The sequence below is a fragment of the Planctomycetota bacterium genome, assembly GCA_016125255.1.
Lineage (GTDB): Bacteria > Planctomycetota > Phycisphaerae > Phycisphaerales > Zrk34 > RI-421.
In genome coordinates, this window is sequence record WGMD01000002.1 from 546,217 (window position 1) to 573,191 (window position 26,975).

The window sequence follows — 26,975 nt, forward strand, 5'->3', positions numbered from 1 at the left end:
TCCGTCCAAAGCCGCTTTCGCTTGGAGACCACGTGCCAACTTGGAACCGGGATCGACTGATGCGCCTCACCCGCCCCCAACCCCGCCCTCAAGGGCGGGGAGTCGATCAGTTGACGATTTGCTTCCAGCTTCCGGGCACGACGGTCATCGTGCGCGTCGGGTTGCCGGCGCTGTAGAGCGAGGCGGCCTGCGCGGCGCTCATGACGTAGTTAAACATCGCCACATGCGCGATGCGGCCGGCGAAGGGGTTGCTCCAGGAGTTGATGAGCCCCAGCAGACTGCCCGACGAGCTGACGCCGACGGCGATCGGCTCGGTGGACCCGATGCCGCCGGAGTAGGAATCGGAGTCGACGAGCGACCCGTTGAGGTAGAGCTTCATGCCGCCGGAGCCGAAGGTGAACACGAGGTTGTACCACTGACCGGCGACGACGGAGCCGGAAGGAGAGCTGACGATGCGTGAAGAGAGGGTCGAGGAGAATTTGGCTCGGACGCGGCCGCTGTCGATGTAGATGGAAAGCTGACCGGAGGTCAGACTCAGCGAATTGACCTTGGTCATGAGCCCGCGGGTGCCGGTGACGGAGTCGGGTTTGAACCACATGCTGATCGACCCGTTGCTGAGCAGAAAGTCGCTGCGGTGCGGGATTTCGACGTAGTCGTTGGACCCGTCGAATTTCGCGGTGCGGTCGCCGAGGTTGGGGTCGAGCACATTGAGCGCCACGCCGTTGCGATACGTGCCGGACTGAAGGCCGATGGCGTCGGTCGACGTCGTGCCGCTGGCGTCCTGCATGGGCCACATCGCCATCGGCCCCAGCGCGCGCGTCGCCGCCCGCGCCGGCCGGATCGCGTCCGGCGTCGGCTGCATCGTCACTTCCATCATCGCCGTCGCCCGGCCCTGATACCCGTAGCCGCGGATGCGCACCGGCTGCAAGTCCGAGTTGGTGAAGTCGCCGTCCGCCGGATCGGTGACCTCCAGCGTGAACGACCCGCTGCCGAGCTTCTGATTGACGATCCATTGCCCATTGGCGCGATTGGTGCGCCAGTTGGGATCGTAGGTGACGATCAACATGCCCATGTCGACGGCCGAGCGCGCGAGCATGCGGGCGTCGGCGGCGTCGAAGTTCGTCATCGTCATCCGCTGACGGATCCGCACGCTCGTCAGCGCTGAGATGCCGATGATCGTGACGATCATCGATGTCATCAACACGAGCACATAAGCGCTGCCGCGATGGCGCGCGCTGACTCTTGAAGGGTGGATCAGGCCGAACGGATTCCGCATCGATGCGAACGCGGCCGTGGTCGGATGCGATTCACCCCCACCCGGCCTCCCCCTCGGAGGGGGAGGAGTCTGCGTGTTGGATCGGCTCGTGTTCATTGCGGTCCCAACTGGTCGATCCATGCGACCGTCTTGAGCGCGTAGCGGGAGGCGAGGACGACATTGCCGCGTTTGACTTCGACGATGATGCACTTGACGCCCGACTCGTAATTGACTTCCTGGGTGGGGTTGGCGGGGTTGACCCAGGGGGTTCGGACGGTGCGGGTCCAACCGGCGTACTGGGTCAGCACGGTGCCGTCCTTGAGCTGCGGGGGCGAGGCGGACCAGCCGTGGTAGTCATCGACATCATCGAAGAGCGAGCGGTTGCCGGTCGCGGCTTCGTCGGCGCTGGGGCCGAACCCACTGTGATAGATCGGCGACCAGTAGGGCTGCTCGATGCACTCGGCCAGAAGCTGCTGGGCGAGTGCGTTTGCGGTGGCGCGGGTGGCCATCGTCGCCATGGCGGTGCGGGAAGCGCCGACGGTGCTCATGGCGACGGCGAAGACGGTGCTGACGATGGCGACGCTCATCGCCGCTTCGACGAGGGTGAAGCCGGTCTGTCGCATGGCGCGGAGATTCATCATGAACCTCCCACGATGATGCGCGCCGCATCGAATTCGGCGCTGGAGCCGGAGGCGTAGAGACTCACACCGTGGTTGACGGATCCGAGTCCGCAGGTGGAGTATCCGTAGGTGCCGAAGTCGGTGTCGTTGAGTTTGACGTTGACGGAGTTTTTGGCGGGGTCGAGGATCAGGCGCAGATGGACGAAGTCGGTGGGGAGGCCGGGGATGGAGACAAGGGTGCGCGTGGTGGTGCTGGAGTATTTGAAGTTCAGCGTGAAGGTCTGGGTGTTGTTGGATTGTTTGGCGAGCGCGGCGGTGAGCGCCACGCCGTTGGACCCGGAGAAGTCGCCATTGACGGCGACGACGGCGCCGGAGCCGCCGATGGAGGTGTTGCGGTAGCGGACGTCGATCGTGGTGATCTGCGTCAGATCGTTGGACGGATAGGTGTTGAGGGTGGAGTCGGCGTACCAGACGCCGGAGGCGAGGGAGCCGGCGTTGAACGCTCCGCCGTCGCTGCGCACCCAGTCGCCGGCGCCGTTGGCGTCGAGGTCGATGGCGGTGGGCTTGTAGGAGAAGTCCAGGTCCCACATCGCCGAGACGATCTGCGGCGTGTTGAGGAGCGCGACGGCGGAGTCGATGCGCGTCGAGTTGACGCCGCTGACGAGCGTGAAGCTCACGGCGGTGGCGTAAGTGCGCGTGACGGTCTGCGTCGGGCCGGGCACCATGCTCGTGCCGAAAAGATAGAAGCGCATCGCGCGATCGGTCTGCGCGAACCACGACCCGCCGAGGTTCGAGCTCTTGGCGTAGGGCGTGACCGTGCTGGACGGCGTCGCCTTGTAGTAGCCCATTTTCATGGACCTGTCGGAACTCGGGTTCGCCAGCACGAGCGCGACCTTCTGGCCGATCGGCAGGAGCAGGGCGCTGGTGAAATCCACTTCGCGCCACAGCTTGCCGTCCGCCATCGTGCTGGTGGGCATCTGGACCGTGTCGTAGATGGTCGAGGTGGGGTAGCCGCTGGCGTCGGTGGCGTGAAGCTCGACCGTCGTCGTGGTGTAGCTTTTGTCGCCGGGTTCGCCCATGATGTAGATGCGCGTGACGTTCCACGACAGCGCGCCGGAGGCGAGCGTCGGCGTCATGCCCTGCACCCACCACTTGTCGTTCTTGACTTCCTCATCGCCCAGATTGTTGCTGCCGTCCCAGTAGGCCAAAAGCGACTCGCTCGTCGCCACCGGTCCGCCGGGGTACGACTCGGCGGCGCCGCGCGTGGTGTAGAGCAGATCGAACTGTTTGACGTTGGACACGACGGTCTGGGCCGTCCCGCCGTTGTACTGTCGCGTGAGCGGGTCGCCGGCCGTGCCGCTCCATGCGTAGGTGATCTTCTCGGGATTTCCGTCGCCGTCGCGATCGGCGACGGTGAAGCTCACGCGGTGCGACTCCATCGTCAGCATGCGCGTGGCGTAGGACAGTTCGCTGGTGAACAGACTGCCCTGCCGCTGCGACTCGATGGCGGCGTCGGCCGGATCGCTCGTCGACGGAATCGCCTTGGCGGCGATCATGATCGCCGACCCGACGGCCCCCATGATGATCGTCATGATCGACATGCTGACGATCAATTCCATGAGCGAAAACGCCCGGCGGCGCGCGATCTGTCGGCGAGGGCGGATCATCGGTACGTGGCCTTGCCGGTGTTGGCGTCAAGGGTGATGGTGTACGTGGTGGCGCCGGCGGTGACGATCACGGACCCGCCGCTGGTGGGTTTGCCGTAGCCGTCGAAGTAGAAATAGGCGTTGCCGCTGAACGAGGCCTTGGGGATCGTTCCGCCGTAGGGCTCATCGGTGGTGTGGATGATGGAGTAGGCGTCGATGTTGGTGACCAGGTCGCGGACGTTGAAGATGACGTACCACTGGTCGGGGACGAAATAGACGAGTCGCGACTGGCTGGAGTTGATGGCGTCGTTGCGCGCCTGATCGATGTCGGCGACGATGCGCCGGGCGAGTGCGTCGGCGTGGTAACGGGAGATGGCGGCGGCGTAGCGCGGGACGGCGATGGCGCTCATGACGCCGATGATCGCGGTGACGATGATCAGCTCGACGAGCGAGAAGGCGGTGCGGTGCGATGGGCGGTGGCGTGCGGGCATGACGGTCGCAACCCTTCGCAAAAGCCGGAGGCCGCTCGGGAGCCGTGGCTACGGTCCGCGAGCGGCCTCCTGCATCAGATCGTCAACATGGAACTTGCACGAACCGGGTCAGACCTCTCGTTGATCAGAACGAGTTGTAGGCCTTGCCGGCGTCATCGACTTCGGCGTCAGGCAGGTTCGCCTTGACCACGCCGGTCGCCGGGTCGTACCACCAGCCGCCGGCCGAGGCGCCGACCGCGGCGCTGGAGCCGTCGACGACGACCGTGCTGTTCTTGTTGGAACCGACGGGCAGCGGCGGAATCTTCCGCATGTAGGGCCCGTAGATGTTCGTCGAGGTCTTGGACGTGCTCGCGGCGTCACCGGCGGCGTTGGAGTAGCCGGTCATGTGATCGGCGAACGTCGCGGCCGGCGGGAACTTGCCCGTATGCTCCGCGGCGTACAGGTCGATCGCGCTGCGCAGGATCGCCAGATCGCCCACCATCGCCGAGTCCGAAGCGCCCGCCGCCCCGCGGCTCATGCGCGGAATCGCGATGGCGCCGATGATGGCGATGATCACCACGACGATGATCAGTTCCACCAAGCTGAAACCGTGCATTCTGTTGTTCATTGCCCTGGACATTGCAAGAGTCTCCTTCATCTGACGAGTTCGTAAACTTCCATGTCAACGGTCGTCATCAAACGCTGATGCGACACTCCATTCCAATCGACGCTTCCCCCCGACGACTTGAGGCGCTCGACGCCAATTCCTTTTTTACTCGCCCCGGACGGAATTGGCCGCCTCACTGCGTCGGCAGTGCATCTATCGACGCTTTGATGCACGAACTTTGATCATTCGTGCCATCGTCGACAAATCACCGCCCGATCGCGGGCAGGGTCGCCGGCACAGGGGCGGCAGCCGGCGCATTACCGGACGTGACGCCGCGATGGCCTTCGGGCAGTTCGAGCTTGAGCGTGACTTTCACCGCGCCCGACTCGAACGTCGCCGCGTCACTGCTGACCTGCGTCAGCGTGAAGCCGTCCATCACATCCCCCGTCCGCAGCGCCTGCTGCTGGGCGGTCGATTCGTTGGCGACCGCGCGACGCACCATGGCGATCCCGCCCTGGCTCGTCGTCATCACCGCCGTGAGTTTGTGCTGCGCCGTGAACAGCTCCGCCACCTTCGGCGCCTTCGCCGCCTCATCGGGGGGCTGGGCCACCCACGCTTCGCTGGGCGCAAAGGCATTGTCCACCTGCGGCAGGTCGTAGCGGTGCTCCGTCGCGAAACGCACAAGCCGCTGCGCCACCGAATTTTGGTCGTCGAGTGTCGCCGCTGACTTGTTCATCTCCGCGATCAGCGCCTGCGATTGCGCCGGCGTGCTCGGCACCAACAGCGACTCCGCCGCCGCCGCGTTCGGGCCCGTCGCACCGCTTTCCAGGAAAACCTGGTCCACGATCAGCCCCACCACCGCTGCCCCCAGCAGTAGTCCGTACAACTTTCTTTCCCTGGTCGTCTTCATAGTATTTTTACGGAACGATATAACTGCGCGGACGTCCACCACCGGCATCGACAATTTTTCGCCCCGACCCGTTATCCCAGCCCGTTTGACGCTGTATTCCCTTGTCCCAAGACGCTTTTTGAGAGCCCAATGCCCCGCGACCCCCGATTCATCTCGCTTCTAACTGCTTATCAGAACCGGCTCTACGCCTACATTCTGAGTTTACTCGCCGATCCCGCCGCCGCGGAGGAGGTCTTGGGGCAGGCGAATCTGGTCATCTGGGAAAAAGCCGATCAGTTCGAGCCGGGCACGGACTTTGAAGCGTGGGTCATGACCATCGCGCGTTTCCAGGTCCGCGCCTGGCGCACCCGGGCCGGGCGCGATCGGCTCGTGTTCTCCGACGACGTCGCCGACCGCATTGAAGCCGCCGCCGCCGACCTGCCCGCCGCCCTCGATGCACGCATGGAGCTTCTCCACGACTGCTTCAAGCAGCTTTCCGCCCGGCAGACCGAGCTGGTCGAGCAGCGTTATGCTCAGAACCGCACCCTCGAGCAGATCGCCCACGCCGCCGGTGAATCCAAATCCGTCATCGCGCAGGCGCTCTACCGCGCCCGTCTCGCCCTCGTCCGCTGCATGCGTCGCAAGCTCGCCGACGGAGGCGCCGCATGAGCACCGCCCCCTCCCATGAACTCGACGCCCTGCTGTCCGCCATGCTCGACAGCCCCCTGAATGCCGACCAGCGCCGCCAGCTCAGCGAGTCGCTCGCCAGCGCCGACAACCTCGCCGCCTACCTGGACTGGATCACCGTCCACACCTTCCTCCGCCGCCAGACCGGCGCCGTCGGCGTCGTCGCGGAACGTCAAGGGTTCAGGATTCAGGGGTCAGAGTTCAGCTTCAAGACAGCAGGAGCGCTCGCCGCGCTTTTGCTCCTCGCCGCCGCGCTGTTTTATGTCTTCCTGCCTTCCACTCCCCACTCCGCACTCCCCACTCCCCACTCCGCCGCCCCCGCGACCTACGCCATCCTCAGCGACCTCTCCAACGACGTCGCATTCGCCGATGCCGATCATGCCCTCGGTTCCGACCTCGCCGGCCCGATCAAACTCATCGCCGGCAAAGCCCAGCTCATGTTCAAATCCACCGCCGTCGTCGACCTGACCGGCCCGTGCGAATTCGCCATGACCGGCTCCAATCGCGGCGAACTGCATCGCGGCTCGCTCGTCGCCTATGTGCCGCCGAACGCTCGTGGCTTTTCCGTGTACGCCCCGCACGATGTGCGCATCGTTGACCTGGGTACACGCTTCGAACTGAGCGTCGATCGGTCCGGTCAGAGCATGCTTCAGATTTTCGAAGGGCGCGTCCAACTGCATCTGGGCGGCTCGGCGACGCACGAGACGCACACGTTCGGACCCGGGCTGGCGATGCGGATCGTGGACGGCCGGCTCGTGCCTTTACCGCCGGCGATGGATCTGACGATCGCCGGCGCCTCCTTCGAGTCGCCGCGCGCCGCGGAACGCAATTTCGTTCGCGGAATGGACGGTTGGCGGCCGATCACGCCCGACTTCGACGGCGGCGTCAATCGCTTCGGCTCCGACTTCGACGAGCCGATTCCCGACGGACGTCAACTCGCCTTCATCAACGCCGGCGCCATCGAACAGACGCTCGACGCCCGGCTCGCCGCCGGCGTGCGGTACACCCTGAGCGTCATGGTCGGCCATCGTCCCGGACCCAATCATCCCGACTACACGATCGCCCTTCACGCCGGTGATGAACTGCTGACTTCCGCGACCAATCCGGTCATCCCGCCCGCCGGGCGCTTCGCCTCCGCGACGCTCAGCTACGACTGCCCGGCGAACCAACCGGCGCTGGGCCAACCGCTGCGCATCGTGCTCCAATCCAACGGCTCGCTCAAGACGCACGTGCAGAACCATTTTGACATGGTCCAGCTCCGGGCCGAAACGATCAGCCCCGCGACCCTTTCCAAAACCCCATTGCCCGTTCAACACACCGAAGGAGATCAGCCATGATGTTGAGAATGAACCTTGTCGCGTTCGCCCTGTTGTTGCCGACCTTGTGCCTGACCGACGCATCGCGTGCGGCCGTCGTCGGCATCGACCTGGCCAACAACGCCTCCACCTACACCGGTCCCGGCGTGCTCGACGCCAGCTCGCGCACCTGGACGCTCAAGACCGGCAACGGAACCTTTACGCTCGGCAGCCAGACGCTCACGCTGACCATCGGCGGCCACAGCAGCGGAACCGCGAACGCCGCCATTGACCTCTTCGACGACTACATGTTCACGGTCGGCACGGCCTTCGGCGTCGTGATCTCCAATCTCGATCCGACCAAGCTCTACAACGTCGTCTACTACGGCGCGCAGAACTTCCTCGGCGGCCGGGGCACGACCTTCGATCTCGCCGAGCCGAACCTCGCCCCCGTCACCACCACCGGCGATCAGCAGTCGACCTTCGTCGAGGGCGTCAACTACGTCCGCTTCAACAATCTCGCGCCCGACAACAGCGTCGGCGACCAGCGCATCCGCGTGCTGGTGGGCATCGGACCCGACGGCGGCGTGGGCATTATCAACGGATTTGAAATCCAGGAAGTCGCCGCCGCCCCGACGCCCGCCGCGCTGCCGGCGGGGCTAGCGATGCTGACGATGCTCGCGGGCGCTCGTCGACGCCGCGCGTGTTGAACCGCTGTCTGCCTGCACGCGGCCGTCCGGTGAAAATCGGGCCGCCGCTTTTTCCATGAACATGCGACACGCATCCAACCAACATGCAATCCATTCAGCGGCGGGGCTTGCCCCGCGCGGCCGGGGGCGCCGGGCCCGCGGGGCGAAGCGCGCCGCCCAATGGCGTGCTCGGCGCCGACATGGTTTCACATTGATCGAACTGCTCGTCGTCGTGAGCATCATCGCCGTGCTGATCGCGATTTTGCTGCCGTCGCTCACGCAGGCGCGACAGGCGGCCAAGTCCGTGGCGTGCATGGCGAACCTGCGCCAACTGACCGTCGCCAACAGCAGCTACGCCAGCGAGTACAACCTTCAGAACGTCAACGAGCGATCCAGTTCGTCGGCGGGCAACTGGATGCCCAAGCTCGCCTTGTACCTGAGCCGGGACGTGCCCAGCGATGAGACGAAGCTCGTGGCGTATCTGAACAATCTCCAGCAGTTGCGATGCCCCGTCGCGCACGAGATCGGCCCGGGGCCCACGGCGGCGCTGTCGTATCTGGGCACGGCGACGGAAGCGTACGGCCCGGTCCCCGTCGGATTCAGCCGCGACGGGCTGATCGGATCGTACGGGCTGAACATGTGGACGGAAGTGTCCACGAACGTGCCCTATTCCGCGTCCGGCCCGGCGGCATGGTTCTACACCACGCTCGGACAGATCAAGCAGTCGTCACGCGCGCCGATTTTCGGCGACTGCATCTGGGACGGCGGGGGCTGGCCCGGCGGGATTCAGGACGGCAACGGCACGCCTCCGCCGCCGGTCAATCCCAACGCGCCGATCTGGACCGAGGGCTTTCTGGCCCGCTTCGCGATCTACCGGCACGAGCGGCGATCCAACATCGCGTTCTTCGACACGCATGTCGAACCGGTGGTGTTCGAGGACCTGTGGGGCCTGCAATGGCACAACGGATACCAGCCGCGCAACGGCCCGCCGTGGACGCCGACCTACTGAACGCCGCACCGGGGCGCCGGGCGCAACGGTAGATGAGTAAATAGTTGTTGAGCCCCGACGGTCGGGGCGGTATAAATGACATGACCCGCCAGGTTCCTTCGCCTTTGCCATTCCCGCCCCGCCATGACACGACGCGCCTTTACGTTGATTGAATTGCTTGTCGTTGCGAGCATCATTGTGCTGCTGGTGGCGATTCTGCTGCCGTCGCTGGCGCGGTCGAAGTATGTGACGCGGTCGACGCTGTGTCTGTCCAACAAGCGGCAGGTCATCGTCGGCCTGCTCAACTATGCGGCGGATCATCAGACGCGGCTGCCCAACTGGGCGGGCGACGGCAATCAATACTGGATGCAGGACATGCCGGGCGTGATCTTCACGGTGACGCGCGATGCGTACAACGTGCCGCTGGAGATGTGGTCCTGTCCGGTGGGCAGCACGCCGCAGTTGCCGTACAAATGGGGCGGATACGGGCCGGTGTATAAATGGAAGTCGAACGGGATGACCTGGTGGGTCATCCGCGGAAGCGTCGGAAACGATTCGAAGGTGCTTCCCAATCGTGAGCTCGTCTCCGACATGCTCACGCGTCAGGAATCCGGCGCGGTGATCATGGCGGACTCGATCACCGGCGGCAGCGCCGCGGCCGGTCCGACGGCGAGCTATCACCTTTATCAGGGCGCGATTCAGGAGGCGGGGATCGTTCGCTCGGACGGGTCGAGCCAGCTTGTGCCGCTCTCGGACATGCTCATCCGCTGTCCGTCGGAAGGATGGGGCAACTGGTGGTACTGAACGGCGCGAGTCTTCGATCGGCGGGGGCGATGCTGTGGGCGATGAGTTTGTGCGCGACGCTGTGGGGCTGCGACGGCGGTCGCCCGGCGGACGGCGTGCGACCCGCGCCGACGGAGGCGACGGCGGCGACGCAGATCCAGTCGATCGCGGAGCATCGGCTCACGATGACGGACGGGCGCTCGATCGAATTGCCGCGCGAGGTTCCCGCGGCGATCTATCAGTCGCCGGGGCTTGCGCTCATGGAAGCGAACGGTTTTGTCGGCGGGGCGCGGCTGGCGGGCGTGTGCGGCGATACGCCCGAGTATGTCGCCAGGCACATGAGCACGGTGCTGGAGCAAGGCGGATGGCAACTGCTCAGCCGCACGGGCAACGAGACGATCAGCGAATGCACCTACCGCAAGGGTGATCTGGCCATCGCCGTCACGAGTAGGGTCGAGCACGGCGTCACCACCGTCACGACGCAGATCGAGCAAGTCGGCCCCGAAGGCGCGCGATCGCCGAACGCGGATGCCGACAAGCCCTGATCATCGTTTCAGCGCACCATTGATTCGCCATTCGCGCACCGGGAAGGCGAATTCGCCTCCGCCGTGCGCATGCGTTTTCGTAAGTCCTTATTCGATCGCGCACGGGCGCGTCGGAGCTTCCGCGCCGGTGCGCACGGGTCCGTCCGGTGCGCGCTTCATGCGGAAAATAGGCAAAAAAGGGGTGATTCTGAGACGGGAACGGGGGCGCACGGAGACGTCGAAAAAGCGTGGGGCGGGCGCGCCGGTGCGAATGGGGGATGGGCCGCAAATGAAAAGCCCGCCCCGCTGAAGCGGGGCGGGCCGGGGGTGTGATAGCTGAATGCTGACGCCTTGTCAGGCGACGGCGGCGGCGGTCTGGAGCAGGGACTTGCCGGTGCTGGTCAGATCGTCGCAGGCGACGGCGACGCGCTTGGCCATCGACTCCTCCGCCTTCTTGAGATAGCTGCGAGGGTCGTAGACCTTCTTGTTGCCGACTTCGTCTTCGACCTTCAGGACGCCGTCGTAGTTCTTGAGCATGTGATCGGCGATGGGGCGGGTGAAGCTGTACTGGCAGTCGGTGTCGACGTTCATCTTGACGACGCCGTACTCGAGGGTTTCGCGGATCTGATGCTGCGGGGTGCCGGAGCCGCCGTGGAAGACGAGGTGGAAGACGGCGTTGGAGCCGTACTTGGCCTTGATGGCGTCCTGCCCCTGCTTGAGGATTTCGGGGCGGAGTTTGACGGCACCGGGCTTGTAGTGGCCGTGCACGTTGCCGAAGGTGGCGGCGAACATGTAGACGCCGTCGACTTCCTTCATGCGGCGATAGACTTCGACCATGTCCTCGGGGGTGGTGTAGAGCTTGTCGGCGGGCGTGTCATGCGAACCGGCGGCTCCGTCTTCTTCACCGCCGACGACGCCGGCTTCGATCTCGATGATCTGCCCGATCTTGGCCATCCGCTTGTAGAGCGGGACGGCCAGGTCGAGGTTCTCCTTGAGCGGGAGGTTGGAGGCGTCGAGCATATGCGAGTTGTAGAGCGGGAGCAGGCCGGCCTTGACGCGCTTCTCCGACTCTTCGATGAGCGGGACCATGAAGTCGTCAACGTTCTTCGGCGGGCAGTGATCGGTATGCACGGCGATGAGCACGTTGTAGTGCTCGGCCATGCGATGAATATGCTCGGCGATGGAGATCGCGCCGACGGCTTTGCTCTTGATGGAGAGTCCGGAGGCGAATTCGCCGCCGCCGGTGGAGACCTGGATGATGCCGTCGGACTTGGAGTCGGCGAAGCCCTTGAGTGCGGCGTTGGCTGTGACCATGGAGCTGACGTTGATGGCCGGGTAGGCGTAGTCGCCCTTCTGGGCGGCGTCGAGCATCTGACGATACTGTTCGGGCGTGGCAATAGGCATAGCGTGATTCCTGTCGGTCAATGGTTGAAAATGGCGAAGACGGGCCGCGTGCCCACCATGGCTCGTGAACCGCGCGTCATCTTAGTGCAAAACCGCCGCGTCAACAATCCAGCCCCGCTCATCATCCGCCCGACCGCACCCGCCGACGACACCGACGGCCGATTTGGCCCTGAAAATGCGTGCGCCACCCCGAAAGCGTTTGAAACCGCGCGGGCGACATTGTCGATACAACCGTTCGAACCGGAGCGGGGCGCGTGCGTAGAATGTGTTAAAGAAACCGAAGATTCACCGGTTTTCACCCAGGGAGGTTCCCGATGTCAGCCAACAGCCGTTCGCGTCATCAGCGTCTTTCCCTCACCATCGCCATCATCGCCCTCGCCGCCGGCGCGATCCTGTTCGCCACCGGCGAGGCCTACGCCGGTTCGCGCGTGTCGTTCGGCATCAGCGTGGGCTCCGGCGGTTGCTACTCACCCGGCTACTCGTCCTTCGGGTTCGGCTACAGCCACTACCGCAATTACTGCGGGCCGAGCTATCGCGGCTATTACTCGCATACCACTTACTACCGGCCCTACAACTACTGCCCTCCGCCGGTGTACTGCCCCCCGCAGGTGACGTACGTCGTCCCCCCGCAGGTTAACTACGTGCAGGGCGTCGCCTACACGCCCAACACCGCCGTCGTCATCACGCCTCCGCAGGCCCAGCCCGTCGTGACCGAAACCGCCACGCCCGCCAGCTACACCTATCCCTACATCAACAATTCGAGCAACACGACCGTCGTCGCCCCGGCGAATCCCGCCACCCCGCCGGTCGTCGTGTCCGCCCCGCAGACGCTGACCGACGGGTTCGGCCTGCTGCGTGGAGCCAACACGCGCGGCGCCCTCGACGCCTTCGCCGCCGAAGCCGAGCGCTTCCCCAACGCCGGTCTGCCCAAGGTTGGTTACGCCATCGCCGCCGGGCTCAATGGCGATGACGCCAAGGCCGCCTGGGCCTTGCGCAGCGCCGTCGAGATGGACGCCAGCGGGCTCGACCGCGTGCCGACCGATGCGGCCGTGCAGGCGATGATCTCCAACGTGCTTCACCGCTACGAGCAGCGTCAGAACGGGTTCAGCCGCGCCGATGATGCGTTCATGATCGCCGCCTGCCGCTACCTGCTGCACGACTACGCCGGCGCTCAGACCGCCATCGCCAGCGCCGCCGCCACCGGCGACAACGCCGCCACGACCCAGACCCTCCGCGCCATGATCACGCAGGCGGCCAAGTAATCGCCGCCCTCAACAGTCCCCCTCTTCTTTTGTTCTCCGCGCGGCCGATTCGTCGGCCGCGCCTTTTTTAGCGCCCGTGTCCCGCCGCTCACGTACGGGGTATCATCGCGGCATGAACATCACACGCCGCCGCGCCATCGCCGCAATGTCCCTCGCTTCTGCTAATGTGTTGACCATGAACGCAACCGCTCAAGCCGATTCGCCCCCCGAGCCCGCCAGGCGCGGCCGGCCCATCGCCGTGTCCACCTACTCCTACTGGCGCTACCGCGCCGACTCAAAGCTCCGTATCGATCAGTGCATCGACCTCGCCGCCGATGCCGGATTCGACGGCGTCGAGATTCTCGAAAAGCAGATGGACCGCACCGACGCCGCATACATGCAGCAGCTCAAACAGCAGGCGTTCAAGCGCGGCCTGTCGCTGTGCGGCATGAGCACGCATCAATCCTTCGTGAACCCCGACCCCGCCGAGCGTCAGAAGAACATCGACATCACGATTCAAAGCATCGAGCGTGCCTACGCCATGGGCATCCCCACGATCCGCATCAACACCGGCCGCTGGGGCACCATTCCCGACTTCAACGAGCTGATGAAACATCGCGGGATCGAGCCGCGCCTTGAGGGGTTCACCGATGACGATGGATTCGCATGGGTCATCGACTCGATCGAAAAGTGCCTGCCCGCCGCGGAAAAATGCGGCGTGACGCTCGGCCTCGAAAACCACTGGGGACTGGGCCTCACGCCCGAAGGCGTCCTCCGCATCGTCGACGCCGTCAAATCCCCCTGGCTCGGCGTCACGCTCGACACCGGCAACTTCCTCGAAGACCCCTACGACCGCCTCGAAAAGCTCGCCCCGCGCGCGACCTTCGTGCAGGCCAAAACCTACTTCGGCGGCGGCGTCTGGTACACCCTCGACCTGGACTACCCCCGCATCGCAGCCATCTTCGACAAAGCCGACTACCGCGGCTGGATCAGTCTCGAATTCGAAGGCCAGGAAGATCCCGCTACCGCGGTCCCCAAATCACTCGCGCTCCTGCGCCAAACCGTCGGCGCTTAAACCCTCCCCCTCCGAGGGGGAGGGCAGGGCGGGGGTGAATCGTATCCGTCCAAACTCACGCCCGAATCGCCGCGATGCTCTTCAATCATTCGTGGGTTCATGATGCGCCGCGCATGAAGCGCCGCACCCCTTGATCTGATGCGCCTCACCCTCCCCCAGCCCCTCCCTTCCAGGGAGGGGTGTGTCAGATCCATTTCTTGCGCCGAAAATAGATCAGAAGCCCGGCGGTGATGACGACGAAGACCACCCACACGCCGTAGTAGCCGTACTGCGTGTGCAGCTCCGGCATGTTGTCGAAGTTCATGCCGTACACGCCGGCGATGAAGGTGATCGGGATGAACAGCGTGGCCATGATCGTCAGCACTTTCATGACTTCGTTCATCCGGTTGGACACGGCCGACATGTACAGATCGGTCAGCCCCGCGCCCATTTCCCGGTACGTCTCGATCACGTCGATGATCTGGATTGTGTGGTCGTACACGTCGCGCATGTACGGGCGGACGGCGTTGGGGATGCACGCGTGATCCTCCCGCTGAAGGTTCGCCATCATCTCGCGCATCGGCCACATCACGCGACGCAGCATTACCAATTCGCGCTTGATGGCGTGCACCTCGTGCAGCAGCTCCGGCGTCGGGTTCTCCGTCACGCGCAGCTCCAGGTCCTCCAGGTGATCGCCGAAGGTTTCGAGAATCGGGAAGCAGAAGTCCACCAGCGCGTCGAGCAGCGCGTACATCAGGAACGACGCGCCGCTGGTGCGGAGGCGGGACGTGGTCGACGCCATGCGTTCGCGGATCGGGTCCCAGATGTCGCCATGCGTTTCCTGAAAGCTGATGAGCAGATGCTTCTGATAGAACATGCTGATCTGTTCGGCGACGAGATGCCCGTCGGTCATCGTCAGCATGCGCGCGATCAGAAAAAGCTCATTGTCGTAGTCCTCGGCCTTGGGGCGCTGCGGGACGTGCATGACATCTTCCGCGGCGAGCAGATGCAGATTGAACTTCTTTTGAACGCGGTTGACGACATACGGGTGCAGCCCGTCGATGTTGATCCATCGCACGGCCGCCCACTCCGGCCGCGGGGTTTCGAGGAAGGCGTCGATGTCGGTGACGTCGATCTTCTCGATGCGGTGCGGGCCGTAGTCGATGCATTGGATGAGGATGCGGCCGGGCTCGGGGGGCGTATTGACATCGGGCATGGACTCGATGCCCGGCGCGGACCCGGGTTTGGGCCGGGGGCGCCGCGCCGTGCGCGACGCCATGCCGCTGACGCCGATCGCCGAGCCGACCAGTTTGCCGACGCCGCCGACGGCCAGATCAATCGCCCCGCCGATCGTGCCGCCGATGGTGCGTCCAATGGTGTGACGCGACGATGTGCGACGCCCGTTGCCCATATGCACAGTGTACTGCGTTTAGACGCGAGCCGCAGGCGAGCGTTCGACGCCTGAATCGCGCCCCATGGTGTAAACTACCCGCATGCGAATTCTCGGCATCGACCCCGGCATGCGGATTACGGGCTACGGCTGCGTCGAGTCGCGCGAGGCGTCGCCCCTGTCGATACCGCGTCTGATCGAAGCGGGCGTGCTGACGTTCAAAGCCAAACAGTCGATGGAAGCGCGTCTTGAGCAGATGCACGCCGACATCCGCCAGCTCATCGACGAACTCAAGCCCGATCATGTCGCCGTCGAAAAGCTCTACGCACACTACAAGCATCCGCGCACGGCGATCATCATGGGCCACGCGCGCGGCGTCATCCTGCTGGCGGCGCAGCAGGCCGGACTTCCCGTGCTGCATCTGCCGGCGACCGAAGTGAAAAAGTCGATCACGGGCAATGGTCACGCCTCCAAGCAGCAGATGCAGCTTGCCGTGGCGTCGCTTTGCCGTCTGCCCGAGCCGCCCAGTCCTCCGGACGTTGCCGACGCGATCGCCATCGCCGTCACGGCCGCGCGGCGCCTGCCCACCGAACCGGCGGCGCCGCATGCATAATACCCACCCGCCGACGAGACCCGCCGCATGACCCACTTCGAGTCCCCCTTCGCGCTGTGGTGCATGCGTCATCTGACCAACGGCGACGCGTTCTACCTGGCGATGGCGCTGCTGATCATCGCCGGTTTCATCCGCATCGCCGGTTCGTGGCGGGCGATGTACCGCTACCGCCGGATCGCCGCGGCGTGCGGCGCACTGGGTGCGTTTTTTACCATCATCGCCGCGGGGTCAATGACGGTGATGTGGCTGTTTTTCCTGGGGTTCATGAGCCTGGCCGCCTCGCTGAGCCGCCATCACCGTCGGGCGCGCGGCTGGCTGATGGCGCCGATGATTTTCTTCGGCCTGTGCGCGGTGGTGGACGACCTGCGCTATGAGAGGGGGCCGATGCTTGACAATGTCGACCCCGCCGCGGTGATCGTGCTCAGCGATGCACTGAGCGTCGATCTGCCGGCGGGCGACGATACGGGGGGCGCGACGCGGCGTCGGGTGGCGTCGCTGGATTTTACGAATGCGAAACTGCGCGCGGTGCTGACGGAGTTGCGGGGGAGCATCAGTCCGCTCGATGAGACGTTTTTATACATGGTCGGCACCAACGACATGCTCGCCCTTGCCGGGCCGATGGGTTATCTGAATGATGCGAGGGCGTTGACGGGGTGGCTATCGGCGGACAATCGCGTGGTGATCGTCGATCTGCCCGTTCCGCCGCGCGCGCCGTGGTACGGATGGACGCTGCGCAGTCTCGCCCGACTCCAACATCTGCCGATCATTCCCAAGCGCGTCGTCGCGGATGTGATCTACACGCCGGGGAACACGACCGACGGCCTGCATCTTTCCCCCGCCGGTCAGGCGGCACTGAACCAGCGCATCGCCGCATACTTCCGAGCTGACCGCTGAAACCTGACCGCTGACGCCCTGACGATATGTGCAAAGACGCCGCGGTGATCGTGGAGTGTCACCGAGGGCGTCTTTGCATGAGCCAGTGGTCTTCGACGAAAACGATTCGTCTTATTGTTGCGCTTGTTGTTGCGTCATGCGACACCTCCGATCACGGGAAGGAGAACTCGGATCGGCCCATGTGACGATCGCATGGGCAGGCATGTGCGACATGCATGAGACGATGCAAAGGTGATGCCAATTGGGATATCGCGGGAATAATCACGCTGGACGCCGTTCCGCGCGGCGGAGGGGCCGGCAGCGTGCGCGATCCGTGTGCAATGATTGAGCGTACAATGGCCGCTTCATGAAAATTCTGCACCTCATCACACGACTCATCCTCGGCGGTGCCCAGGAAAACACCGTCCTCTCGTGCGAAGGTCAGGCCGCCCACGGGCACGACGTCACGCTCGCCTTCGGCCCGATCTACGGGCCGGAGGGCTCGCTGCTTCAGCGCGCCCAGCGCGGCGGATATGCGCTGGCCGAGTTGCCCTCGATGATCCGCGCCGTGCGCCCGCTGACCGATCGGCGGTGCTTTCAGGAATGTCGCGATCTGATTCGCCGGCTCAAGCCCGATGTGGTGCATACGCATTCGAGCAAGGCGGGGATCGTCGGCCGCGCCGCGGCATGGGCCGAGCAAGTCCCGGCGGTGGTGCATACGGTGCATGGGCTGCCGTATCACCCGTATCAGTCGAAGCTGGTGCATACCGGTTACGTATGGGCGGAGCGATGGGCGGCGAAGCGGTGCCACAAGATTGTCTGCGTCGCCGATGCGATGAGCCGACAGGCGCTGGCGGAGCGCGTCGGTGAGGCGGAGCAATATCAGACGGTGTACAGTGGCATGGAGATCGGGCCGTTTGTCGATGGCCCGGACGATCGGGCGGCGACGCGTTTGAAACTGGGGCTTGCCGAAAATGACATCGTCATCGGCACGGTGGCTCGGCTGGCGGAACTGAAGGGGCACGACGATCTGATCGACGGGCTGGACGATCTGCTGCGGACACGGCCGAATGTGAAATTATTGTGGGTCGGCGACGGATGGCACCGCAAGCGGCTGGAACAAAAGATCGCCGAGCGGCGTCTGAATGGACACGTGGTCATCACGGGGTTGGTCGATCCGGGACAGATCCCGGCGATGATGCGCGCGATGGATCTGCTGGTTCACCCCAGCTACCGGGAAGGGCTCGCACGGACGCTGCCGCAGGCGCTGCTGAGCGGGATCAGCGTGGTGAGCTATGATTGTGACGGTGCGGGCGAGGTGTGCATCGACGGCGTGACCGGCCGGCTTGTTCGCACAGGCGACGCGGCGGCGCTGGCCGGGGCCGTCGAATGGATGGTCGATCATCCGTCGGAGCGGGCGGCGATGGCGAGCGAGGGCCGGTCGCGATGCCGGCGGCGGTTCGACGCGGCGGTGATGGTCAGCGAGCTCGAAACGCTCTACGAGCGGATTCTTTCAGGCAGGGCATCGACATGAGGCGTTGGGCGGCAGCGGCGATGATGTGTTGGATGGCGTGCCCGGTGATGGGCCAGACGTCGCCGCTCGATCCGCCCAAACCGCTCGAACTCAACGCGGCGCGTCAACGGCTTGACGAACTGGAAAAACAGATCGCCGAGCGCATCCCCAAACTGCACAAGGAAGACGACCCGGAGGGCAAATCGATCCGCGCGGATTTGAATTTCCGCATGGCGGCGCGCGTGCTGCTCAAGCTCGGCGTCGACGCGGGGCCCGACGGTTCGCTCGCCGTGCTGTATGGTTACACGCTCGCCGATCACGCTGACGAAGTCGCCGCGCTGACCGGCAAGCTGCCCGGCATGGTGCAGGTCGTGCAGGATCCCGCGCAGAAGCTCACGCCTGAACAGACGCAGGCGGTCAACACCTTTGCCGCCGCGCTCGATCGCTTCAACACGTTCAGCGAGGACAAGACCAACGCCCCGCTCTCGGCGGACACGCGGCTCGTCGACGAGTACATGCAGAAGCTGCTGGCGCCCTTGGCGCTGGCGGCGACGACGATGGGCGAGCCGGAGCCGATGGGCACATGGCTGCGGCCCGGCGGGGACGAGGACGCCGCGGCGCCGATGCTCACACGCGCCGACCTCGATGACATGGTCAAGCGGATTCATTCGCTTTCCGTCACGACGCAGACGAAGACGGAATTGCTTTCGATGGTGGACCTGCTCAGCAGCGGCTACGGCGAGCCGGACCTGCGGCCGCGCATCGTGGCGTTTTACGATCTGTTGGATCAGGCGATCACCGTCGCCGAGGCGTTCACCGGCGCGCAGTGGTTCGGGCCCGACACGCTGGGCGATTTCCGCACGCAGCTTCAGACGGCCGTGCAGCTTGTCAAGGATCCGCGAACGCGCGATTCGGGCGTGGCGCGGTTCGAGTCGCTGGCGCAGAGTCTGCATGTCATCGATCAGATGAACGCGCTGAGCCGGCAGGCCGCCCCGATCGATACACTGCGCGAGGTGTTCCTGGTGGTGCATCGGCTGCGCATGAACAATGAGGATCGGCAGACGGCCGACGCGTTGGATCATTACATGCAGCGCCTGATGACGACAATGATCGCGTATCGCGATCTGTTGGCGGACGATCTGCCTTTGGATATTCGGCGCGTGTCGCTTCAGATGCGCAAGGAGTATCAGACGCGCGAGCTGACGATGCTCGCGCAGCTTCGGGCGCTGGCGGCGAATCCGGGGGATGTGAACCTGGCCAAATGGGAGGACCCGCTGGTGCAATTGGAGGCGTCGGCGGCGCTGGTGCGGCGGGTGCATTCGATTCCCAAGTGGATCGAGCGGCTGGAGCGCTTCAAGCCGCGTCCGACCGGCGGGCTCTTCCGCACGCTGCGCGATCTGGCGCTGCGCCTCACCAACCCCGACACGCGCCAGCAAGGCGAATACGGCCTGCTGCTGCTCGATCAGCAGATGCAGATGTTCGATGAAATGCCCGTCGAATCGCAGTTGCGCGAGCATGACAAGGCGGTCGAGCGGCTCACCAACGGGGCGAACCTGCTGCTGATGGAGCAGGTCGACCGGCAGCGCGGCGACTGGGCCAGCGCGTGGGCGAGCGGCACCGATGCGACGCAGACGGTGGCGCATCTGACGAGTCTTCGCCGGCTGCTCGCGGCGATTGACCTGGCGCGCGGGCTGACCGATCTGGACGCCATCGCCCGCCGGCTCAATCGATGGGCCGGTTGGGAGGTCGACGCGGCGGCGGCGGCGCCCCTGATGAACGGGCTGACCGATCGCATCGCCTCTGCTGCGCGCGACGCCGCCATCGGACAATGGGCCAACGTCGACACCGCCCTCGATCAGATCGAGCGCGACACCGCCCTGCCGCTGCTCGTCGCCCGCCTCTACAACACGCTCGGCGACGGGCTCGCCAAGCTGCCGCCGGGCGTGTCGGGCATGCTCGGCGAGTGCATGTACGCCCCGCGTGCCGACTCGATCGCCGCCGCCCAGCGCGACACGCTCGCCCGCCTCTGCGTCTACATCGCCGAAGCCGCCCAAGCCCGCCGCCTCAACCGACCCGAGCGCGTGACGAGCGTCATGGACAAAATCGCCGAACTGACGCGCAGCGTGATGCGCGATTGGAAATGAGCGGGTTCAGGGATCGAGGTTCAGGGTTCATACCCGATGCCCTCCGCCCCCCGATCCCCGACCCCTAACCCCCGATCCCCGACCCCTGAACCCACTTTCCCCCATCCTGATCTACGGCGGCAGTTTCGATCCGCCGCACAAGGCGCACGTCGAACTGCCGCTCGAGGCGGCGCGGCGGCTTGGGGCGATGCGCGTGATCTACATCCCCGCCGGTCGTCCGCCGCACAAGACGCGCCGCGTCACCGATGCTTCGCATCGACTGGCCATGCTCCGCCTCGCCCTCGCCGGTCATGAAAATGCCGAGATCGACACGATCGAACTCGACCGCGCCGGCCCGAGTTTCACGGTCGACACGCTGGCCACGCTGCGTGATCGCTTCGGCCCGACGCAGCCGCTTCGCCTGCTCATCGGCGCGGACATGGCGGCGATCTTCTATCAATGGCGCGAGCCGGAGCGGATCATCAAGCTGGCGGAACCCGTCGTGATGATGCGCGAACCGTATGATGCGGACGATGTGCTGGCGACGCTGCCGGAGGAAGTTCGGGCGGCCTGGTCACCGCGCCTGTTGAATCTGCCGACAATCGACGTGGCCAGCACGGAGCTTCGCCGGCGGCTCGAAGCGGAGGAATACGATGCGCCGGTCGTGACGCGCATGCTCGACCCCCGCGTGATCGGCTACATCCGGGCGAATCATCTCTATCGAGCGTCCCATAACCGCGACTGATCAACCGGCGGGGCGAACCGGCCGATGGTTGAAGTGTGAGAACCGGCCTCGCGCGCGCCGGTTGTGCCCATGGACTCCGTTGCAGGGATGCACGTGTCGAACCGCTGGACTCATTCCGTCGTGACCCGCATGGTCGGATGTTTCTGCCTCGGCGGGGTGCTGTTGTCCATCGGGCTGGGCGTCATCGAATACAGCCGGTCCATGAAGCTTGTCGAAGTCGCCACGAGTCAGCAGATGCTGCTGACCGCGCGCAATCTTCAGGACGTGCTTCACTCGCTCATCGCCGCCGGGCGCGACAATGCCGTGCAGTCGGCCCTGAACATCTTTACGCAGGACCCGCGCATCGTCGGCGTCCGACTCGACACGCGCGGCGAGCCGAGCATTACCGCCGGCCGATGGGACAATGACATGTCCAATCACGCCATCTGGGTCCCCGGCGACGGCGGGTCGCACGCGCGCGGCCACCTCGAACTCGACCGTCGCACCATTCTCATGACCAGCTTCCTGGAAGGCGGAAAAACCCACACCGTCGAGATGCTCATCGACGGCCCGTTCATCCGTCAGCGCACGCAGGGACAGGTCATCGCGCAGCTCTCGAGCGTCTGGATCGTGCTCGGCACGCTGACGCTCGTCGGTCTGCTCATGCTCCGACGCTGGCTCATCGCCCCGCTTTCGAGCATCATCGACTTGACGCGGTCCGGAGCCGGCGCGGCCGCCTTCGAGCACACCGGCGAACGCCTGCACGGCGAGTTCGGCGACGTCTGCCACGCCATCAGCCGCATGCTCCGCCGCCTCGACGAAACCACCGATCAACTTCGCCGGCGCGAGCAGGCCTTCGAGCACCTCTACCAGTTCGCCCCCGCCGCCATGATCAGCGTCGATCCCGACGGCAAGGTGATTCAGGCCAATCGCCGCGCCGCCGAATTGCTCGGCTGGGCGGATGAGCGGGGCCTCGTCGGCGCCGAGATTCTGAGCTTCATCGCCGCAGAGGATCGCGGCCTGTTCCGACAGTGCATCGACCGGCTTGACCTGGACCGGCTGCATGGGGCGGAGCTGCGCATCGAGCTGCATGGCGACGTGCGCGATCTGTCCGTCGAGTTCGCAGCGGTGCATGACAAAGACGGTCGCCTCGCGCATGTCCGTCTCAGTCTCATCGACATCACCGAAACCAAGCGGCTCGACCGTCACATCGCCGAGCAGCGCCGGCTCATGGACCTGGTCATTCATCACATGTCCGACGCCATCCTGCTCATCGGCGCCGACGGGCGCATCCTCTCCGGCAACCATCGACTCGGCCAGCTCCTGAACATCAACGTCAACGACCTCGTCGGTCACGATTACGATCCCGCCGACTTCTGGTCGCGCCTCGAACTGGTCAATTACGCCGCATTCATGCAGCGGCTCGCCCCCGCCATCGCCCGGCTCGATCATCCGATTCAGGAGCAGGTCGAGACGCGCGACGGGGCCTTCCTGTTCCAGATCATCCCCGTCTTCGACGAACGCCAGCAGCTCGTGGCCCAGCTCTGGGTCGTGCAGGAGGTGTCCGCCAATCTGCGCAACCGTCGCCTGCTCGAGCAGCAGGCGCAGCAGCTTCGGGCACTGCAGCGCGTCGGGCGAAACCTTCAGCAGATCGACGACATCGAAACCTTGCTGACGCGCGCGATGATGGAATTGGATCGCGTCTTCGGCGTCGAGGCGATGGGGCTGGCGCTGCGCGGCACGGAAGCCGGTCATCGCTGCCGGCAGATCCTCAAGATCGCCGAGACGCAGTGTCCGCTCAATATGGGCGCGCCGCTCGCGCATGCCGTGGCCAGCGAGCTGATGCCGCGCGTGCTTCCCAATCGCGCCACGAGTTTCTGGACCGATTTGTCGCAATACGAGGACTGGACCGAGGCATTCACCGGCGCCGGGTTCGAGTCCATGGCCGCCACCACCATCGGCGGACGCTATCAGACGCAGGGCGTCTTTTGGATCGCCCGACGCGGGGGCAACCGCATCGAGCGCCACCATCTGTTCCTGCTCGAAGCGCTGGCCCCGCTGCTGGCGGTCAGTCTGGAAAACGCCCAGCTTCGCCAGTCCATGTGCAACCTGAGTCTGACCGATCCGGTCACGGGTCTGCCGAGCCGGCAACTGCTCAAGCGCATGATGGCCCGGCAGGTCGCGCGTGTGAATCAGCCGTGGACGATGATTGCACTGGAGCTCGACCACTTCGACGCGCTGCCTGACACGGCGGGCGAGCGGCTGCTGAAGCGCGTGTCCGGCGTGCTGCTGGAGCAGTGCCGCGCCAGCGATGAAATCGTCCGCTTCGACAAATCCCAGTTCATCGTCATCAGCCCCACCCTCGAAATTCATCAGAGCCAGCGCTACGCCCAGCGGCTCGCCGACGCCGTCGCCCGGTTGGACCATGACCACCCCGGTCAGTTCCACGTCACCGTCGCCGTCGCCAATCTCCCGCACGATCAGGCCGACGGCCGAGCGCCGCTGACGATCGTCCTCGAGCGTCTCGCCGACGCGCGACAGAAGCGCCTCGTCGGCCGCGCTACTTGACGACCTTCCCCTCTTCGATGTCCGCCGCGTCCGCCTCCGGCTTGCCCTGCTTCGCATCGTTGGGCACTTCGATCACGCGCACGTTGTCGAACCAGTACGTGTCCGCGGGCCAGTACGGATAAAGCATAATCCGAAGATAGCGCACGTCCTGCGTCAGCTCGCGCCCCGTCGGATGCATCGGGTCGTGATGCGTGTATGTCTTCCATTCGTCGGACCCGCCGACCGTGAACCATCGCCGATACAGATACCGCCGGTAGTAATGAATCGGCCGTCCCTCCGGCGTCTTCATCGGCTCGCCGCGCGCCTTGCGGAACTGCTCCTGCACCGCCGGCTCCTCGTCGCCGAAGCTCAGTGCGACGGGCTTCACATACCCGAACGCGAACACCTTCGCTCGCGGGCCTTTCGCATCAACGTACACCTTATACGCCGCGCCTTCCTTGATCGGAATGAGGTCGCTGAGGTAGAACCCGCCGTCGAGCCCGCCGATGGACCCATATCCCTTGTCCGAAATTTTCTGCGGCGCCGCGTCGAGCGAAGCGTGCTCCACGAACCGCTTGATCCACCACGCATACGCCGCGCTCTGCGACACATCCGTCTCGATCCGCAGCACGCGCCCGTGCGATGCATCCTCATCCTTGATCCAGTGAAACACCAGCCCGTCGATCCCCTGCCAGTGCGCCGGCCCGTCGCCCGCTTCGTTCGCCGCCTCGAAGTCCCCGTTGACGATCAGATTCGCCGCCCCCGCCGGCGGACTTTCAACCGTGATGTCCCCCGCCGGCGACACGGGTATCTTCGTGTCCGCCAACATCGGCGTCGCGATCAGCATCACGCCCATCACCATCGCGACTCGCATCATTTTGCCGCCTCCTTCAATGCCGCCATCGCCTTGTCCCGATACGGCCCCGGCAGTCCCGCGTCGATCAGCGCCCGAAGCGCCGATGTCGCGCCGGCGGTATCGCCCTTTGACTTGAGCGCCGCCGCGTATCGATACCGTGCCTCCGCTTCGAACTCCGCGCCGGGCGCAAGCTCAATGGCGAGTTTGAGCGGTTTGATCGACGTCGCCGCTTGTCCGTTCGCCTGCTGCACTTTGCCCAGATAAAACAGCGACGCGCCGTGCAGTTGGTCGGATGGAAACCAGTCAAGCCATTCGCGCACCGTGTCCTGCGCGGTGTCGATGTCCTTGTCCGCCAGCGCCCGTTCGATGATCTCCGGGTACGCCCCGATCTTCGCCGCACGGACGGAAGACGGAACCACCGGGTCGGCCAATTGCTCGGCCTTCTCATACATTCGTGCCGCCGCATCAAGCTTGTTCGCCGCCAAGTTCGCATCACCCATCGCCATCGCCGCCGCCCGCAGCGCACCGGACATGTGTCCGCGCCCGCCGTTCTGCTTCGCCAGCGACTCGGCCGCCGCGTAGGTTTCCCCCGACTTGTTCGAGTCCGCCGCGTCGATCCCGGCGAGTCGGATCACGCGCGCCATCAGCATGACTTTCTTCGCCAGGTCATCGGTCAGCGCGACGGCGGCGTCCAGGTGTTTGATCGCATCGGTGGTCTGCAGGGGCGTGAGCGAAGCGTCCCATGCGTGTTCGGCCGCGCCGGCGGCGCCGACGATCGCACGATGCGCCGCCGCCTGATCGGATGGGGAGATGTCGCTGCGTGCGAGCATGAGTTTGGCCGCACGCTCGCCCGACGCCGGATCGTTCGCCTGCGACCAGAACACGAGCAGCGCTGACAACCCCGGCGCGTCAAGTCTCACCGGGTCGTAGGTCTTGACGATCGGGGCATACTTTTCGATCCGTCCCGCCTTGAACGGACCCTCGAGATGCTCGACCGCGAACACACGCACCGGCCAAGTCCGCGCGGCTTCCCGTCCGTTCTTCGTCGCCGCGTGCATCTTCACCGTGTAATCGCCGTTGGCGAGGTACACGTGATCGATCGGCGTGCCGGTTCCCGTCACGCCGTCGCCGAAGTCCCATGCGACGCGCCATGCTTCGTCGTCCGCATCGCCGCCGGCGTCGGCGGTGAACCGGTAGCGCGTGTACTGCCCCGTCGCTTCGTCGCTGGGCCAGACGCTGTCGATCATCCGCACGTGCAGCATCACCGTGCGCCCGGCCGGCGTTTCATAGCGCGCGACATTCGCCGTCGCGGCGATGGCCCACATCGACTCGGGAATCTTGTCAAAGCGCACAGCACCCGGCGGTCGCCAGCCCAGAAAGGCCGTCTGATACAGCAGCACCTCCTCGTGCAGATACGTCACATAGTGCATGCCCGGCGAGAGCGTGCGGTGCGTGTTGAACTCGCCGTACTTGCCGCGCTGCTCCGTATGGCGGCCGGGCCAGTGCACGAGGTCGGCGCCGTCCATGAAGCTGAAGCTCGCCTCGTTGCTGGCCGTGCAGAGCCCGTAGTCGCCCGCCTTGTCGATGCGCAGGTAGCCGCGGTAGACACTGATGTAGTAGTCACTGTCGCCGAAGGGATTGAGCCCGTGCGAGATGTTCTGGACCACATCCGCGCCGTCAGGCCCCGGCGACTGCGCGATGAGGTCTGCCATCTGGGCCGTCGACATCGGGTTCTCCATCTCCCGCGGCCGGCGCATCGTCGTGAGAATCAATCCCGCATGCGGCGTCCACCCATTCGCACCCGGCCCCGCGCTGACCGGCTTGCCGTCAATCGTCGGATCGCTCGTCCGCATCGGATCGCGCGCCGCATCCGCCTTGCCGAAGTACACCTCGTACCGACCGCCGACCGCGCCACACCGGAAACTCAGCAGCGTGTCGCGCTTCGCATCGTGAAACGACACTTCGTACGGAATCGCCGCACCGCTTGCATCAAATATCCGATAGTCGTTCGCATCCTCGCGAGTCGCCCCGCCGTGTTCGACCCGCAGGATTGCCGTATCGACCGGCTCCCCGCCGTTGCTTCCCGCCTTCTCGATCACAACGATCGCCCGCATCGCGAATCCCGGCGCGCGCCATGTCTGCCCCCGCGCGATGCCCGCCGCCAGTAGCACCATCGACAACATC

General features: G+C 65.1%; 23 protein-coding genes and 1 pseudogene. 14 read left to right on the forward strand and 10 right to left on the reverse strand.

What is annotated here, in order from left to right; all coding sequences use genetic code 11:
* Nucleotides 1-106: 106 nt before the first annotated feature.
* The 6 genes from GC162_03430 to GC162_03455 form a co-directional block, all read right to left on the reverse strand.
* Nucleotides 107-1,198 carry a hypothetical protein gene (locus tag GC162_03430; protein MBI1367685.1) on the reverse strand — a complete coding sequence of 364 codons (1,092 nt, stop codon included), beginning with the start codon at nt 1,196-1,198 and terminating at the stop codon, nt 107-109.
* Nucleotides 1,199-1,368: 170 nt separating this feature from the next.
* Nucleotides 1,369-1,896 (reverse strand): hypothetical protein, encoded by a 528-nt coding sequence (locus tag GC162_03435; protein ID MBI1367686.1) that lies wholly within the window; start codon nt 1,894-1,896, stop codon nt 1,369-1,371.
* A complete protein-coding gene (locus GC162_03440) occupies nt 1,893-3,542 on the reverse strand; it encodes a prepilin-type N-terminal cleavage/methylation domain-containing protein (protein ID MBI1367687.1) in 1,650 nt (549 codons plus the stop codon). Before GC162_03440 ends, GC162_03435 begins: the two co-directional genes overlap by 4 nt.
* Nucleotides 3,539-4,012 carry a prepilin-type N-terminal cleavage/methylation domain-containing protein gene (locus tag GC162_03445; protein MBI1367688.1) on the reverse strand — a complete coding sequence of 158 codons (474 nt, stop codon included), beginning with the start codon at nt 4,010-4,012 and terminating at the stop codon, nt 3,539-3,541. Before GC162_03445 ends, GC162_03440 begins: the two co-directional genes overlap by 4 nt.
* A 124-nt stretch (nt 4,013-4,136) precedes the next feature.
* Nucleotides 4,137-4,649 (reverse strand): prepilin-type N-terminal cleavage/methylation domain-containing protein, encoded by a 513-nt coding sequence (locus GC162_03450; protein MBI1367689.1) that lies wholly within the window; start codon nt 4,647-4,649, stop codon nt 4,137-4,139.
* Nucleotides 4,650-4,863: 214 nt separating this feature from the next.
* Nucleotides 4,864-5,508 (reverse strand): hypothetical protein, encoded by a 645-nt coding sequence (locus GC162_03455; GenBank protein ID MBI1367690.1) that lies wholly within the window; start codon nt 5,506-5,508, stop codon nt 4,864-4,866.
* Nucleotides 5,509-5,637: 129 nt separating this feature from the next.
* On the opposite strand from GC162_03455, the gene GC162_03460 reads away from it, so the two are divergent.
* The 6 genes and pseudogenes from GC162_03460 to GC162_03485 all read left to right on the forward strand — a co-directional run bounded on the left by GC162_03460 (nt 5,638) and on the right by GC162_03485 (nt 10,474).
* Entirely contained in the window at nt 5,638-6,156 is a 519-nt protein-coding gene (locus GC162_03460) for a sigma-70 family RNA polymerase sigma factor (GenBank protein ID MBI1367691.1), read from the forward strand.
* Nucleotides 6,153-7,511: a hypothetical protein gene (locus tag GC162_03465; GenBank protein ID MBI1367692.1), complete on the forward strand. Its 1,359-nt coding sequence runs from the start codon at nt 6,153-6,155 to the stop codon at nt 7,509-7,511. Before GC162_03460 ends, GC162_03465 begins: the two co-directional genes overlap by 4 nt.
* Nucleotides 7,508-8,179: a hypothetical protein gene (locus GC162_03470; GenBank protein ID MBI1367693.1), complete on the forward strand. Its 672-nt coding sequence runs from the start codon at nt 7,508-7,510 to the stop codon at nt 8,177-8,179. Before GC162_03465 ends, GC162_03470 begins: the two co-directional genes overlap by 4 nt.
* A 61-nt stretch (nt 8,180-8,240) precedes the next feature.
* Nucleotides 8,241-8,513, forward strand: a pseudogene (locus tag GC162_03475) (prepilin-type N-terminal cleavage/methylation domain-containing protein).
* Nucleotides 8,514-9,290: 777 nt separating this feature from the next.
* Entirely contained in the window at nt 9,291-9,950 is a 660-nt protein-coding gene (locus GC162_03480) for a prepilin-type N-terminal cleavage/methylation domain-containing protein (GenBank protein ID MBI1367694.1), read from the forward strand.
* On the forward strand, nt 9,941-10,474 hold the full coding sequence (locus GC162_03485) for a hypothetical protein (GenBank protein MBI1367695.1): 534 nt from the start codon (nt 9,941-9,943) through the stop codon (nt 10,472-10,474). The genes GC162_03480 and GC162_03485 overlap by 10 nt, the downstream gene beginning before the upstream one ends.
* 333 nt (nt 10,475-10,807) lie before the next feature.
* Here GC162_03485 and fbaA read toward each other — a convergent pair whose 3' ends face one another.
* Nucleotides 10,808-11,857: a class II fructose-bisphosphate aldolase gene (fbaA, locus tag GC162_03490; protein MBI1367696.1), complete on the reverse strand. Its 1,050-nt coding sequence runs from the start codon at nt 11,855-11,857 to the stop codon at nt 10,808-10,810.
* 314 nt (nt 11,858-12,171) lie between these two features.
* Here fbaA and GC162_03495 point away from each other — a divergent pair, with 314 nt between their 5' ends.
* Both GC162_03495 and GC162_03500 read left to right on the forward strand, forming a co-directional pair.
* A complete protein-coding gene (locus GC162_03495; protein ID MBI1367697.1) occupies nt 12,172-13,119 on the forward strand; it encodes a hypothetical protein in 948 nt (315 codons plus the stop codon).
* Between the two features lie 112 nt (nt 13,120-13,231).
* Nucleotides 13,232-14,173 (forward strand): TIM barrel protein, encoded by a 942-nt coding sequence (locus GC162_03500; protein ID MBI1367698.1) that lies wholly within the window; start codon nt 13,232-13,234, stop codon nt 14,171-14,173.
* A 184-nt stretch (nt 14,174-14,357) separates the two neighbouring features.
* Here GC162_03500 and corA read toward each other — a convergent pair whose 3' ends face one another.
* On the reverse strand, nt 14,358-15,563 hold the full coding sequence (gene corA, locus GC162_03505) for a magnesium/cobalt transporter CorA (protein MBI1367699.1): 1,206 nt from the start codon (nt 15,561-15,563) through the stop codon (nt 14,358-14,360).
* A gap of 82 nt (nt 15,564-15,645) precedes the next feature.
* On the opposite strand from corA, the gene ruvC reads away from it, so the two are divergent.
* The 6 genes from ruvC to GC162_03535 all read left to right on the forward strand — a co-directional run bounded on the left by ruvC (nt 15,646) and on the right by GC162_03535 (nt 23,956).
* Nucleotides 15,646-16,155 (forward strand): crossover junction endodeoxyribonuclease RuvC, encoded by a 510-nt coding sequence (ruvC, locus tag GC162_03510; GenBank protein MBI1367700.1) that lies wholly within the window; start codon nt 15,646-15,648, stop codon nt 16,153-16,155.
* 27 nt (nt 16,156-16,182) lie between these two features.
* A complete protein-coding gene (locus GC162_03515) occupies nt 16,183-17,049 on the forward strand; it encodes a hypothetical protein (GenBank protein MBI1367701.1) in 867 nt (288 codons plus the stop codon).
* A gap of 346 nt (nt 17,050-17,395) precedes the next feature.
* Nucleotides 17,396-18,562, forward strand: coding sequence for a glycosyltransferase (locus GC162_03520; GenBank protein MBI1367702.1), 1,167 nt, complete (start codon nt 17,396-17,398; stop codon nt 18,560-18,562).
* A gap of 32 nt (nt 18,563-18,594) precedes the next feature.
* The gene (locus tag GC162_03525) at nt 18,595-20,685 is read left to right on the forward strand and encodes a hypothetical protein (GenBank protein MBI1367703.1); all 2,091 of its coding nucleotides are present in this window, start codon (nt 18,595-18,597) and stop codon (nt 20,683-20,685) included.
* A complete protein-coding gene (gene nadD, locus GC162_03530) occupies nt 20,675-21,409 on the forward strand; it encodes a nicotinate (nicotinamide) nucleotide adenylyltransferase (protein MBI1367704.1) in 735 nt (244 codons plus the stop codon). The genes GC162_03525 and nadD overlap by 11 nt, the downstream gene beginning before the upstream one ends.
* A gap of 69 nt (nt 21,410-21,478) precedes the next feature.
* On the forward strand, nt 21,479-23,956 hold the full coding sequence (locus GC162_03535) for a PAS domain S-box protein (GenBank protein ID MBI1367705.1): 2,478 nt from the start codon (nt 21,479-21,481) through the stop codon (nt 23,954-23,956).
* Here the strand turns inward: GC162_03535 and GC162_03540 are convergent.
* Nucleotides 23,949-24,812: a hypothetical protein gene (locus GC162_03540; protein MBI1367706.1), complete on the reverse strand. Its 864-nt coding sequence runs from the start codon at nt 24,810-24,812 to the stop codon at nt 23,949-23,951. The genes GC162_03535 and GC162_03540 overlap by 8 nt on opposite strands.
* Nucleotides 24,809-26,974: a PKD domain-containing protein gene (locus tag GC162_03545; GenBank protein ID MBI1367707.1), complete on the reverse strand. Its 2,166-nt coding sequence runs from the start codon at nt 26,972-26,974 to the stop codon at nt 24,809-24,811. The genes GC162_03540 and GC162_03545 overlap by 4 nt, the downstream gene beginning before the upstream one ends.
* Between the last annotated feature and the right edge of the window lies 1 nt (nt 26,975).